Consider the following 12,653-nt stretch of genomic DNA (forward strand, 5'->3'; position numbering starts at 1 on the left):
TCATTTTGCAGGGATAAACTGAACGCCGTCGATTACAACATAACCGTCGAGCCCTTCGTTGCTGATCGACACCGTCGCCGGCTCGCCGGCGGCGAATTCGAAGACGCCCAGCGAGACCCAGAGTTTGTCGATCGGCGGCGCGGTGCGTTCGTCGACCTTGACCACCGTGTTCCCGCCGGCGTGATGAATCGTCACGGGCACGGCCGCGGAACGATTGGCGTTGTCGGTGTACGAGAAGCGCACTTCATACTTGCCCGCTTCCGGCAGCTTCGTCTCGAATACGGCCGACATGCCTTTGCCCGCAGCCCCGTCGTGGCGATAGCCGTTGGCGACGAACGGGCCGACGGCCGACGAAGCAGTCCAATGGCCGGTCAACTTCGCCTGTGCGTCGTCGATGACGATGCCCTTGAGCTGCTTCACATCGACGCCGCCGGCGGCGTTGCGCGCGTCGGAGCCGTCGAGCACCTGGCCATCGTCCACGAGCTGCTCGCGCAGCTTGGCGTAGGCGAGCTTCTGAACCGGGATGCCCTCATCGAGCGACATGCACGCCGCCGTCGCCGCGCTCTGCCCGAGGATCATGAACACCGGCTCCATGCGGATCGAACCGTACGCAATATGCGAACTGGAGACCGCGACCGGTACGAGCAGATTTTCGCATTCGCCTGCTTTCGGCACAATTGTTCCATATGCGATTTCATAAGGCCCATTGGTGCTCACGCCGATGTCGCCTTCGTTCTGAACGAATCCATCGGGTTTGACATATCGCTCGACGTTGTGCGAATCCATCGTGTAGGAGCCCATGCCGATCGAGTCGGGCGTGGGGCGGCGTTTTAGTAATTCATTTTCGGTCATGACATACATGCCGACCATGCGCCGGGCCTCGCGAACATAAATCTGATGCGGCCAGCCGCCGTTGTCCATGAACTCATCCTTGGGCAGTCCGTACGTCGCCATCTTCTTACGTGTTTCCTCCGGCACGCGCGGGTCGTTGGCGATGAAGTACATCAGTCCCTTCTGATAGGTTTCATGTTCCCTGACGATTTCGCGCCGGCGTTCGTAGGACGCTTCGGGGTAATCGTAGTTGTAGCCGATGTTGTCGGTGCTGAAGGGGCCGTGGTTGTTGGTGTCGGTTTTATGATTGGGGATCGGGTCGAACTTGCCGAAGGTTTCGCGCCAGCCGGTGTCGTAGACGCGCAGAAGCAGTTCGTATTGACCGGCGTCGTAACCGTCGGGTTTCGGGAACGGGATGCGATTTTCATCGACGTTCGTCAGGCACATACGAAAGCAGTACGCCTGCACGCGCTTGTCGGCGGCGCCGTATTCGCCCGGCGGATCGGCACTGATGCGCGGCAGCAGGCCGCTGGCCGGGTCGCCGGGTTTGACATAGGGATCGACGGGCTTGGCGAAGTGGTGGCCGTGATGCAGGACGCCGACCTGGATGCCGTTCCACTTTTCGCCGTACTGCTCGGTCGATTCGCGGCCGACCGTGTAGGTCACGCCGGCGGCGGCCATCAGGTCGCCTTCGTAGGTGGCGTCGATGAACTGGGCCCCGCGGAAGGTGCGGCCGTCGAGCGTGGTGATCGATGTGATGCGCTGACCGTCCTTGGCGACGCCCTTGCCGGAGCGATCGAGCCAGGCGTCGCGCACGACGGGGATCTGAAGCTCGACCATCCAGTTGTCGTAGACCTCCTCCGCGGCGTGTGGCTCGAAGATCCACATGGTGCGCTGATTGGAGTCGATCGCCTCGGTGCCCTGCCCCTTGTTGCCATACTCGGCCTTTTTCTGCCAGACCCACGAAGCGTCCTGATCGTAATGTTCCCAGATTCGATGATAGAACTGGCGGGAAAGACCGCCGATGACGGACTTGTTGCCGGTGTCGGTGAAGCCGAGCCCGCTGCTGGTGAGCCCGCCGAGGTGGGTGTCGGGGCTGACGACCATGACGGTTTTACCCATGTTTCTGACCTGCACCGCGGCGGTCATGGCGGCGCTCGTCCCGCCGTAGATCACGACATCGCTGCGCACGCCCAGGTCCGCGAGAATCGTCGGCGTGACATATAACGCGCAGCCCGCGGCGTCGGGGTGAACGCCGTCGTGGACATACGTTTTATAGAAAGCTTCGCCTTTGGCGAGGACGTGATCCCACGTCGGCCCGTGATCGATCAGTTTCAGATGCCGCGCGGCGGCGAGGTCGCGGACCATCTGGTAGTAGCCCGGCAGGTCGGCGCGATAGTGCGTGCTGTCCTTGCCGTAGCCCACGCAGGGATTCATCACTTCAAGGAACACTTCGCACTCCGGCAGCGCAGCGGCGATGCGGTCGAGCATCGTCTGGTAGTTCTTCTTCGCTTCGTCAACGGAGAGATTGAACTTGACGGCCGCGTCGTTCATCGAGAACTCCATGAAGACGGCGTCGGGCTTGAGGTCGATGACTTTGGCGTCGAGATTGGCGACGCCCCATCGGCTGTTCTGCCCGCTGCCGCCGGAGTTGGTGATCTGAATCCGGTCGCCGTAGCGGCGCTGCATGGCGAGGCGAAGCTGCTCGACCCACGGGCCGGCGGCGGTCAGACTCGTGCCATACACGACCAGATGCCGCGGCCTGCCGGCTTCGAGGTTCGCCACGAGTTTCGACGCGGCGGGTTGATCGGCGAAACAGGCGGAAAACGACGCTGCGAGAATGAGCGTCGCGATGGAAACAAATCGCATGTCGGGCCTCCGGTGAAATGACGAAAACGCCTTGGCCGATGGGCCAAAGCCACTACGGGAAGGATCAATCAATCGATGGGCTTGGGCCACCACCAGTTCTGGCTCAGCGATGTCGGCTGGTAATACATCTCGCAGTCCCGCCAGGCAACCCAACCGGCGCTGCCGTCGACGAAGGCGGCGTTCATGCCGGTCGGGGGATCGGGCGTGACGGGCGAATCGTGACCGATCCACGTCGTCACGGAGGCGTTGGAAAGCGTCATGCATCCCCACATGGCCCATCGGCCGGGCTCCATGGCGGAGAACTTGGTCAGGTCGGGCTGGTGATCGACGGTCGTGCCGGTGCCGGAATGCGTCCAGACCGTGCCGGAAACCTGCGGCATGTTGAAATACTGATACGATGTGTAGAGGTAGTCGTAGCCGGACCAACCGTGATAGCGTACTTGTGCGAGCGGACCGGAGCAGAATAGGATGTCATCACTGCCGCGGACGTTGTTGCCGGAGGAGTCCTTGAGAATCGGCACGCCCAGATACTTGTTGAAGAACTGCGTGTTGAGGTCGTACGCTTTCTGCGGTCCGCCGAGGGCGACGGTGATGTAGGTCAGGTGGGGATAGTGATCGCCGGTCCAACCGGGTTTGAATCCGCCGCGGTATGGCGCCCATCCTTTGTAGTCGATGGAGTAGGCGACCGCGCCGGTGATCATCTGCTTCAGGTGCGCGGCGCAAGTGACGCGCTTGGCTTCGAGCCGCGCCTTGTTGAGGGCGGGCAGGAGCACCGCGATCAGCATGGCGATGATCGCCACGACCACAAGAAGCTCAATCAGCGTGAATGCCTCACCGCGTCGTTTCATGGAAGTCCTCGAGGATTTGACACTCTTTATCATACGATTCAAACCGGGTTCGCCGTGATAGGGACTAACCCGCACGGGGATTGTCTGTATCAGTCGTGCGGCAGGGGCCAATACCACTGCTGCCCGGAAGGCGCGTCGTACCAGTACACTTCCAGGTCGGACTTGGGCACCCACGCCACGGACCCGTCGAAGAACGCGGCGTTCTGGCCGGTGGGCGCCTCGCGCCAGTTGGCCGAGTCGTGACCAAGCCAGGTGGTCGTCGAGGACGGACTGAACGAGATCGTGATGCACGAGTAAAGCGCCCAATGCCCCGGCGGCATGCCCTGCAGACTCGACAAGTCGGGCTGATAGATCTGACCGTTGCGTTTGTGTCGCCAGAGCGTGGCGCCGCGGTCGGACTGCACGAAGTACTGGTAGGTGATGAACGAATAGCGGTAGTCGGGACTGGCCAGTCCGGGGTAACGGACTTGGATGAGTTCGCCGGGGCAGAAAAGCAGTTCATCATCTTCGCGATGCGTGCCGCCGGTGGTGACGATGCGGACGCCGAGGTAGGGTTTGTAGAAGGTCTTGTTCATGTCCGCGGTGCCGGTGGTGACATGCGGAAGCGTTCCGCCGGTGCCGAGGTTGCCGCGGGAGGGCAGCATGCCGTGGTAGTCATTGGTATAGACGAAGGCGGCGGTGACGATCTGCTTCTGCTGCGTGCCGCAGAGGATGCGCTTGGCTTCGACGCGCGCCTTGGCGAGGGCGGGAAGCAGGATGGCGATCAGCAGCGCGATGATGCTGACGACGACGAGCAGTTCGATCAATGTGAAGGCGCGTTTTCGCATGACATCCTGTTAGCTGCGTGATCGCGTTCGGCGGCGAAGGACCAGCGTGCCCAAGAGCATCGCACCGGCGGGGAGTGCCAGCGGTGCGGGCACCGCGTTGGCGCCGCGCAGGACGAGCGCCAGCGCATCAGGCCCATCGGCGTAACGGAGACTGTCGACGTTGCCGATCGCCCCGCCGCCGGAGAGGCCGATGTAGGTCAGCGTGTTGCCCAGCACATCGATGCCGGAGTTGGTCAGCAGCGGCGACCCGAGCGCCGCTTCGCTCGACAGATTCGCCGCTTCGTTCTTGACCCAGAAGCTGATGCGGTCGAACGAGCCGCTGTAGTCCAGTTCGATCTTGGCGAGGAAGAGAAGATTCGTGCCCGACGAGTTGAGGTCGGCGGAGGTCGTGTTGGTCCCCATGTAGCGCATCGTGGGCACGTCGCCGGTGCGCAGGGCCACGAATGTATTGGCTTGCGAACCGGAGCCCTGTGTTTCGAACCACAGGATCACATCCCCGCCGACATTGGAGGCGTGTCGCACCAGAGCGCTCATCCAGATGGTGCCGGTCAGCGGCGTCAGGAAGGAGCGGCGGATAATGCTCGCGGACGAGTCGGTGCTGGCGATCAAGGCGCGTCCGTCGTTGGTGTCCGACTCATTGCCATCGGTGGAGTAGTTGGCGTTGGTGAACGAAGTCTGAAGGTTCGGCTCGTAACCGGGGTTTCCGGAAACGCCGACGTTGCCGCCGGTGCTGTCGACCCATGCGCCTCCCCAGCCGACGCCGCCATTGAGGCCGTTGAGCCGGTCGATGGCGACGGTGCCGTAGTTGTTGAAGTACTCGGCGACGAAGGTCGCGCGTGCGGAGCCGGCGCAGAGCATGAGCGTCAGGGCGGCGGCGATCAGAAGTTGGTGCGAAATTCTCATAAGGACGTTTTCTCCATTCAAGCGTGCATGCGGCCGCGGCGGCGCAGACCGACGAGGGACAGAAGGGTCAGACCCGCGGGCAGGGCGGCGGGGGTCGGGATGCCGGTGACGGCGGCGCCGGTGATGAAGGCCTGCGACGAGCCCTGCGTGGTGTTGTCCGCGGTCATCACCATCGAGATCGTCAGCACATCGTTGGCGTTGTCGGGCGTGACGAACAGGCGGTACTGGTTGGTGGGTTTGGGCGTGAGATTGGCGGCGGTGAAGGCGTTGGTGAAGCTGGTCGCGCCGGTCATGCTGGCGGTGAAGGTCGCGGTGCCGCCGAAGACGCCGGCCCAGACGTTGACGATGTAGGTGTCGACGGTCGGGAGCGTGATGGTGAACTTGACGCCGACGCCGTTGGTGTCGAGGACGGTGCTGAAGAGGCCGGTCGCCTGAGCGACGGAGCCGCTTGCGGGCGAAGTGCCGTTGGTGAAGCTGTAAGAAGCTCTGGGCTGGGAGGAGGAACTGGAGCCGCGAAGCGTGCCGGAGCCGACGATCGACATGGAGTTGATGAGGGACGCGCCGTTTTTCTCATTGGTCGGAGCGCCGGAGTGGCCGCTGGCGGCGGTGGTGTTCCAGTAGGCCCAATCGTCGTGCCCGAGCGACGTCAGGTCGAAGGAGGTCACGGTGGACAGGTTAGTGGTCGTGCCGGTGATCGTCGCGGCGGGCGCGGGGACGGCGGCGAGGGTGAGAGCGAGGGCGAAGACGGCCAGCACACGGACGAAGGTCAGATGCATTCTCATTGCAGGACTCCCTTTCAATAACGCATTACGGACGGATACTTGCTCCGGACCGCGGCGCAGACCGCGACCGGCTCGCGCCGCCGGCGCACGAGCGCCAGCAGCATGGTCACGAACAGAGCCAACGACGTCGGCTCGGGGATCAGGACAAGACTCAACTTCGGCGCGACGCCGCCGGACTGCTCCTTGGTGTCGAACTGCAGGAAGTTCGTCGCACCGAAGCCGCCGGCGGTCGTCTGCACGATGATGAAGGTCACAAGATTGTTGGTGTCGGCGTTGAGGAAGTTGACGAGGGCTTCGCTGGTGAAGCGGAGTTGTTCGTCATTGACGCCGCCGGTGAACGTGCCCAGCAGTGTGGCGCTGGCGAGGTCGACGTTGTTGGCGGTGCTGTTGGCGGGGGCGTTGTTCCAGGTGATTTCGCCGGCGGGGCTGTTGTCGGTTCCGCCGTTGCCTTCGATCCATCCGCCGCTGCCGGGGGCGGCGTCGCCGGTTGCGCCGTTGTTCAGACCGTAGACGGTAAAGGACACGCCGGTGCTGTTGTTGCCGTTGGTCTGCAGGTCCAGACTGGCGCTGAAGACGGGCGCATGGCCGAACGCGCTGGTGTCGAAGCGGAGGTAGGACTTGCGATAAATCTCGCGGGCGGGCGAGATGTCGACGCCGGCCTTGACAAGCGCCGTGGTGGCGTTGCCGAAGTTGGTGATGGCGGAGGAGGCGGCGTCGGTGCGGAATTCGACGTAAGTGTCGGCGCCGTTGCCGACGGCGGTGGTGACGGACTTGGGCGTGCTGATGTTGAAGGTTTCCCACGACGAGGTGTCGCCGCCGCGGACGCCGGCGGTGCCGCTGGTGAGGCGGAGGGCATTGTTGTCGGTGGTGCGGGCCTGCGCGACGAGCTTCCCATTCTCGTCGTAGAGCAGCGCCCCGACCTGCACGGCGTCCTTGCCGCCGAGCGTGGTCATCGCAATGGTCCAGGTCTGCCCCGTCACATACTGATCCGCCGGCGCGATCGCCGCGGAGGCGAGCAGCCCGGTCCCGCCGTTAAAGCGGTAGATTTCAAGATTGTTGCCATTGATGCGGGCGTGATAGTAGACGTCGCCGGCCGCGTTGTGATGAGCGACGAGGCCGGTGAGCGGTCCGGTCTTGCTGAACTGCGCGCTGTAGATCGCTTCCACGAGATTGCCCGCCGTCGAGCCGTCGGTGAAGACCGTGGCGAAGTCGAGCACGGAGGCGGGGAAGGCCGGGCTCGTGCCGTTGTAAACATAGTTGCCGCTGTCGACATGCCAGCCCGGATCCGCGTTGGACCCGGAGATCAGCACCCAGCTTGTCGGCAAGATGCCGGTCGATTCAGGAAATGTGGTGTCGTAGAGCACGGCGGCGGAGGAAGTGGAGACCATCAGCAGCGCGCACACAATCGCTGCCAGTCCGAGGCGTTGGGCGCATTGCCGTTGTTGCGTTTCATTTCTCATGGCGCTTCTCCCGATTGATAGTGCTCGCCGATCTCCTGCGCGCTCAAGGCGCGATCGAAATAGCTCAGATGGCTCAGTCGGCCGACCCATCGCAGACCCGCGGCGCGCCCGCCGACCTTCACATATTCGCGCCCGCTTGAAGGCACGAGCGATCCGCGACCCGGCAGCGACTGCCGCGCCTGACCGTCGACGTACAACTCGCCCGCGCCCGATTCGTTGACCACGACCGCCACATGCGTCCATCGCCCGCGCGCGATCCGAACATCCTCGAACGCCAGATCGTTCACGCCCAGGAGCCGCATCACCATGTGTCCGCCCAGCGAATCCGTCGGGTGATACACCAGCGACCAGCCCGCCGCCGAAGTGCCCGGCTCCGCCAGCAGCACGAGGCCCTCGGTATTCATCATGCCCGGCCAGACCCATGCTTCGACCGTGAACGCCTTGGACCTGGCCAGACCCCAATCGCCCTGATTGCCCAGATCGAGAATCGTCTGTCCGTCGAACTGAAGCGACTTGTCCGGATGCTCGTGCATCTGTGCCGCCGCCGTCGGCGCGGCCTTGAGTGCATGCCCGGCCGCGCCCAGGTCCGTCAGCGGGCCGTGCCCGGCGATCGCAACCAGCGGCCAGTACGCCCACGGCTTGCTCGTCGACACCGCCGCGCTGTACGCCGCGTCGTTGATCTTCTGATCCGCATAGAACTGATCGGGCTCGGCTTCGATGAGCGTCACGGTGCGCGACACCGCATCGAGCTGCGCGGTCTGACCTTTGGCCAGGTCGCGCTGGAAGGTGATCCTGCCCTTGGGGTCCATGAGCTGCGTGCGGACCAGCCCGTCAAACACATGCACCTGCGTCCCGCCGACGGGATCGACGCTCATGGCGAATTCGGTGCCGAGGTCGACGACGGCGGCGCCGGGGGCGGCGATGGTGAACCCGCGCGCGTCGGCGGGGACCCAAGCCGTCAGCTTCCCTTCCCGCAGATATCCGCTGTTGCGATCGGTCAGATCGAATCGCACCGGGCCGTGCAAGGTCACCACCGCGCCGCTGCTGAACATGACCTGAAGCGAGCCGGAGCGGATGTCGATCGACTGCGGATGCAGTTCCGCGCCGACGTCCATCGCTTCGCCCGTCGTGCCCCAGACGACGCGCTGCATGTCGCTGATGAGCGCGACCTGCGGCGTGTTGACCGGCCTGTTGTTGTTCCCATCGGGCAGCGTGCGCCAAAGGACGATCGTCGCCACGATGGCGAGCATCGCCGCGATCAGTCCCCCGCCCACGACCGGGCCGATGCGCCATCCGCCGCGCGCCGCCGGCATGTCGATTTCCGTTTCCGCCTCCGCCTCGTGCGACGCCCGCGCCGCGTCCAATAGAAGCTGCGGCGAGATCACGTGCCGCACCAGCCGCCACTGCATGCTCAGCGTCACGAACATCTGCCGGTTCTCCGGCGACGCTTCGAGCAGGCGCGTCAGCTCGTCGAACTCCGCCGCCTCCGCCACGCCGTCCAGATGACGCACCGACAGTTCCGCCAATCGCATGGCGCTTTCATCACGAATCGGAATTTCATGCTGCTCATGAGTCATGGAGCGAGCCCCCTGCGTCCGTCGAATCACCCGAAAGTTGCGCCCGAATGCACTCGGCCAGCGCCAGATGCGTCCGGGTCAGCGTCGAATACACCGTGTTGAACTTGCGGCCGAGCGCCTCCGCCAGCGCCTGCCCCGTCAGCCCCTTCCCATAACGCACATCGATCAATTCCCGCGCGAACGGGGCCAGCTCGCTCAGACAACGCCGCAGCGCCTCGAGCATCACATTCGCCTCCGCCGGCTCCACCATCCGCCAATGCCCTTCAAGCAAATCCAAAAGCTTCTCATCGAAAACCCGCGGCTGACGACGCGACTTCCTGATCATTTCCAAGGACTTACGACGAGCCGTCTCGCGAAGCCAGGCCAGCAGATGATTGGCGTCATTAAAGGTCGTCATCCGCTCGAACGCCAGCGCAAATACTTCCTGCACAACGTCTTCCGACAGATGGTCGTCCGTCACGATCGCCTGCACATACGCCAGCAGGCGGTGCTGGTCCTTGACCAGAATCTGAATGAATGTGCGGGAATCGACGGACACTCTCATGCTCCAGCGTGACGTGGTCTCACCTCTATATGATCCGACCCGCCCCCGATTGTGCAGCCGCGAAGCGAATCACCTCAACTTTTTTTGCCCAGCTTCACCATACTCAAAAATATCCGGAATCCCGCGAAAAAAAATGGGGATTGCCCCCTACTGACATTCGTCTACGATACCCCCAACCCGTTTAGCGAGGCCGCTTGCGGCCTGTTTACGCCCAAAAGAGACCCCACGATGCCCAAATCCCTGTTCGCCAACGACCCCGCCGCCATTCCCGCCGCCGTCGCCGGCGCCATCGCCGCTCAGCCCATCATCGACCTGCACACGCACCTGTACCCCCCCTCCTTCGGCTCCCCCTCGACCGGCGACCCCACCGGGCTCATGCTTTTCGGTATCGATCAACTGCTCACCTACCACTACCTCGTCGCCGAACTCTTCCGCGTCGTCCGTCCCGAGGAACTGACCATTGAAGACTTCTGGGCCATGTCCAAGTCCGCCCAGGCCGACCTGATTTGGCAAAAGCTCTTCATCGAGCGCAGCCCCATCTCCGAATCCTGTCGCGGCGTTCTCACCTGTCTCTCCAAGCTCGGCCTCGACCCCGCCGATCGCGACCTGGCCGGTTATCGAAGCTGGTTCGAGTCGCAGGACGCCAGCACGCACATCGACCGCGTGATGGAGATTTCCAACGTCGAATCGATCACGATGACCAACGCCGTGTTCGATGACAACGAGCGGCAGCGCTGGCTCAGGAATCCGCACGTCGGCGATGACCCGCGCTTCAAGGCGGTGCTTCGTTTCGATCCCTTGCTGTGCGACTGGCCCGGCGCCGCGGCGAAGCTCGGGGCATGGGGCTATGACGTGTCGAAGCAGATCGATGACAAGACCGTCGAGGAAGTGAAAAAGTTCCTGCGCAAGTGGCTCGACGGCACCAAGTCGATCTACGCCGCCGTGTCGCTCCCGCCGGGCTACCGCTTCGGCGATCAGCCCGGCGCGGACAAGTGGGCGAGCGGCAATCGGATTCTCAGCGAGTGCGTCCTGCCGGTGTGCGCCGAACGCAACATGCCCTTCGCCATGATGATCGGCTCGCAGCGCGGCGTGAACCCCGCGCTCGGTGACGCCGGCGACATGGGCTTCAAGTCCGATGTCCCCTCGCTTGCCGACCTGTGCCGCGCGTTCCCCGACAACAAATTCCTCGTCACCATGCTCAGCCGCGAGAATCAGCACGAGCTGGCCGTCTGCGCCCGCAAGTTCGGCAACCTGATGATCTTCGGCTGCTGGTGGTTCCTCAACAACCCGATGCTCATCGAGGAAATCACCCGCATGCGCTGCGAACTGCTCGGCACAAGCTTCATCCCGCAACACTCCGACTGCCGCGTCCTCGAACAACTTGCCTACAAATGGGAGCACAGCCGCGCCGTGATCGGCAAAGTCCTCACCGACAAATACACCGACCTGGCCGCCACCGGCTGGCTCGTCACCGCCGACGAAATCGCACGCGACGTCCGCCTGTTCCTCCGCGACAATTTCCTCAACTTCCTGAAGCGCTGAAAGAAAGTCGTTGACAGCCCGCCCGGCGCGCGCGATGATCTTCGCGCGGTCAGGGTGTTTCATTGACAATTCAACTTTGGAGGTTCGGCCATGGTCGTGCTCGCCCAAAGCGATATGTTCCGCGTGCAGCCGGAGCATTATTTCATGTACATCGTGCTCACGGCGGTGTTCCTTTTTCTCCTGTGGTTCTCGAGCAAAAAGACCGAGAAAATCGGCATGACGCTCACCGTCTGGGGCATCGAGCTGATGATGCTCGGCATCGGTTACAGTCTGCTGGGGCTGGCGCCGGTCATGGCGCTGGCGGGGTTCATCATGAAGGTCGGCTTCCTGCTGGTGCTCGGCGGCGTGAGCGTCATCGTCCTCAACACGCGCGCCGCCGGATGTTCCGCCGGCGCTGAAACGCCGAAGGAGGCGGACCATGTCTGACGTCAAACGAAGCGTTTGCATCCTCGCCGCCGCGGCGCTGGTGTACTTCATCGCTTTTCCCGAAGACCTCGAATCCACCGTGCAACCGGTGGCGATCGTCACCAACCTGACCAACACGATCTCGCCGTGGTTCTACGGCGTCGTCGCCGTCGCGGTCCTCTCCGGCGCGATCGTCAAAACCTGGGGCCCGCGCCCGGGGGCGTGACGAATCGACTTCACAAAAAAAGCACGGCCGAGGGCGGCCGTACCACGGATTCCGTCAGTGCGTCCATCGATCACTTGAGTTCGACGGACCAGTACGCATTGTCGAGGAACGTCTGCCAGCACGCGTACTTGTCCTGCCCGAGGCGGAGACTGATGACCGGATTGCGCTTGGGCTGGACCGGCTTGGTGATGAGCTTCATGTTCGCCTGCGCCGGCGTGCGACCGCCCTTGCGGCTGTTGCAGGCGACGCACGCGCAGACGAGATTCGTCCATGTGCTCTGCCCCCCAAGTCGGCGCGGCGTGACATGGTCGAGCGTCAGTTCCTGCGTCGGGAACTTCCTGCCGCAGTACTGACACATGTTGTGATCGCGCGCGTAGAGATTGCGGCGATTGAGCTTGACGGTCTGCGCCGGCAGGCGATCGTAGCCGTGCAACCGGATGATCTTCGGCACGGCGATGTGCAGACGCATCGTCTTGACCCAGTCGTAATCGGGCGTGAACAGCTCGCGGTACTGGCTCAGCTCCATCCACGAATCGAAGTCGTAGCTGTTGAACGTGCCTTCGTCGAAGTTGACGACCTCCGCCATATCGCGACACAGAAGCGAAAAGGCGCGGCGGGCGCTGGTGACACGGATCGCCATGTACAGGCGATTAAGCACCAGCACGCTCGAATTCAAACCTGTGGTCTGTACGATCACAAAGGACCTCCAGCACCGGGGTTCAAGTCCGATGATCTTATCGGCCAGGGCAGGCGTTGGCAATCACCCTCAGTCCCCGTGCGTGCTAATTCTACGTTCAGAAATGGTCATTCGTTCGCCCGTGGCAATTTGGCGAAGCGGC

General features: G+C 63.2%; 12 protein-coding genes. 3 read left to right on the forward strand and 9 right to left on the reverse strand.

Features of this window, described 5'->3' with window-relative positions:
• From GC162_02675 to GC162_02710, 8 genes are all read right to left on the reverse strand, one after another.
• On the reverse strand, positions 1 to 2,979 hold the full coding sequence (locus GC162_02675) for an FAD-dependent oxidoreductase (protein MBI1367538.1): 2,979 nt from the start codon (positions 2,977 to 2,979) through the stop codon (positions 1 to 3).
• On the reverse strand, positions 2,769 to 3,548 hold the full coding sequence (locus GC162_02680; protein MBI1367539.1) for a prepilin-type N-terminal cleavage/methylation domain-containing protein: 780 nt from the start codon (positions 3,546 to 3,548) through the stop codon (positions 2,769 to 2,771). The genes GC162_02675 and GC162_02680 overlap by 211 nt, the downstream gene beginning before the upstream one ends.
• 89 nt (positions 3,549 to 3,637) lie before the next feature.
• Entirely contained in the window at positions 3,638 to 4,375 is a 738-nt protein-coding gene (locus GC162_02685) for a prepilin-type N-terminal cleavage/methylation domain-containing protein (protein MBI1367540.1), read from the reverse strand.
• A 9-nt stretch (positions 4,376 to 4,384) separates the two neighbouring features.
• Positions 4,385 to 5,278, reverse strand: a complete 894-nt coding sequence (locus tag GC162_02690; GenBank protein ID MBI1367541.1) for a hypothetical protein — start codon at positions 5,276 to 5,278, stop codon at positions 4,385 to 4,387.
• Positions 5,279 to 5,295: 17 nt separating this feature from the next.
• Positions 5,296 to 6,060 carry a hypothetical protein gene (locus tag GC162_02695; protein MBI1367542.1) on the reverse strand — a complete coding sequence of 255 codons (765 nt, stop codon included), beginning with the start codon at positions 6,058 to 6,060 and terminating at the stop codon, positions 5,296 to 5,298.
• Positions 6,061 to 6,074: 14 nt separating this feature from the next.
• Positions 6,075 to 7,520 (reverse strand): PEP-CTERM sorting domain-containing protein, encoded by a 1,446-nt coding sequence (locus GC162_02700; protein MBI1367543.1) that lies wholly within the window; start codon positions 7,518 to 7,520, stop codon positions 6,075 to 6,077.
• Positions 7,517 to 9,097 (reverse strand): hypothetical protein, encoded by a 1,581-nt coding sequence (locus tag GC162_02705; protein ID MBI1367544.1) that lies wholly within the window; start codon positions 9,095 to 9,097, stop codon positions 7,517 to 7,519. Before GC162_02705 ends, GC162_02700 begins: the two co-directional genes overlap by 4 nt.
• Positions 9,087 to 9,641 (reverse strand): sigma-70 family RNA polymerase sigma factor, encoded by a 555-nt coding sequence (locus GC162_02710; protein MBI1367545.1) that lies wholly within the window; start codon positions 9,639 to 9,641, stop codon positions 9,087 to 9,089. Before GC162_02710 ends, GC162_02705 begins: the two co-directional genes overlap by 11 nt.
• A gap of 264 nt (positions 9,642 to 9,905) precedes the next feature.
• On the opposite strand from GC162_02710, the gene GC162_02715 reads away from it, so the two are divergent.
• The 3 genes from GC162_02715 (at position 9,906) to GC162_02725 (ending at position 11,814) form a co-directional block, all read left to right on the forward strand.
• A complete protein-coding gene (locus GC162_02715; GenBank protein ID MBI1367546.1) occupies positions 9,906 to 11,183 on the forward strand; it encodes a glucuronate isomerase in 1,278 nt (425 codons plus the stop codon).
• Between the two features lie 90 nt (positions 11,184 to 11,273).
• Positions 11,274 to 11,609, forward strand: coding sequence for a hypothetical protein (locus GC162_02720; GenBank protein ID MBI1367547.1), 336 nt, complete (start codon positions 11,274 to 11,276; stop codon positions 11,607 to 11,609).
• A complete protein-coding gene (locus tag GC162_02725; GenBank protein MBI1367548.1) occupies positions 11,602 to 11,814 on the forward strand; it encodes a hypothetical protein in 213 nt (70 codons plus the stop codon). The genes GC162_02720 and GC162_02725 overlap by 8 nt, the downstream gene beginning before the upstream one ends.
• 70 nt (positions 11,815 to 11,884) lie before the next feature.
• On the opposite strand, the gene GC162_02730 is transcribed toward GC162_02725, so the two are convergent.
• Positions 11,885 to 12,454 carry an HNH endonuclease gene (locus GC162_02730; GenBank protein MBI1367549.1) on the reverse strand — a complete coding sequence of 190 codons (570 nt, stop codon included), beginning with the start codon at positions 12,452 to 12,454 and terminating at the stop codon, positions 11,885 to 11,887.
• Between the last annotated feature and the right edge of the window lie 199 nt (positions 12,455 to 12,653).

The sequence above is a fragment of the Planctomycetota bacterium genome (assembly GCA_016125255.1).
In the GTDB taxonomy this organism is placed as follows: Bacteria; Planctomycetota; Phycisphaerae; order Phycisphaerales; family Zrk34; genus RI-421.

What these genes read in the sequence shown, in the direction of transcription:
- GC162_02700 (MBI1367543.1), bottom strand. Translation starts at nt 7,520, where the DNA reads ATGAGAAATGAAACGCAACAACGGCAATGCGCCCAACGCCTCGGACTG.
- GC162_02675 (MBI1367538.1), bottom strand. Translation starts at nt 2,979, where the DNA reads ATGGGCCATGTGGGGATGCATGACGCTTTCCAACGCCTCCGTGACGAC.
- GC162_02695 (MBI1367542.1), bottom strand. Translation starts at nt 6,060, where the DNA reads ATGAGAATGCATCTGACCTTCGTCCGTGTGCTGGCCGTCTTCGCCCTC.
- GC162_02730 (MBI1367549.1), bottom strand. Translation starts at nt 12,454, where the DNA reads ATGGCGATCCGTGTCACCAGCGCCCGCCGCGCCTTTTCGCTTCTGTGT.
- GC162_02725 (MBI1367548.1), top strand. Translation starts at nt 11,602, where the DNA reads ATGTCTGACGTCAAACGAAGCGTTTGCATCCTCGCCGCCGCGGCGCTG.
- GC162_02685 (MBI1367540.1), bottom strand. Translation starts at nt 4,375, where the DNA reads ATGCGAAAACGCGCCTTCACATTGATCGAACTGCTCGTCGTCGTCAGC.
- GC162_02680 (MBI1367539.1), bottom strand. Translation starts at nt 3,548, where the DNA reads ATGAAACGACGCGGTGAGGCATTCACGCTGATTGAGCTTCTTGTGGTC.
- GC162_02710 (MBI1367545.1), bottom strand. Translation starts at nt 9,641, where the DNA reads ATGAGAGTGTCCGTCGATTCCCGCACATTCATTCAGATTCTGGTCAAG.
- GC162_02720 (MBI1367547.1), top strand. Translation starts at nt 11,274, where the DNA reads ATGGTCGTGCTCGCCCAAAGCGATATGTTCCGCGTGCAGCCGGAGCAT.
- GC162_02690 (MBI1367541.1), bottom strand. Translation starts at nt 5,278, where the DNA reads ATGAGAATTTCGCACCAACTTCTGATCGCCGCCGCCCTGACGCTCATG.
- GC162_02705 (MBI1367544.1), bottom strand. Translation starts at nt 9,097, where the DNA reads ATGACTCATGAGCAGCATGAAATTCCGATTCGTGATGAAAGCGCCATG.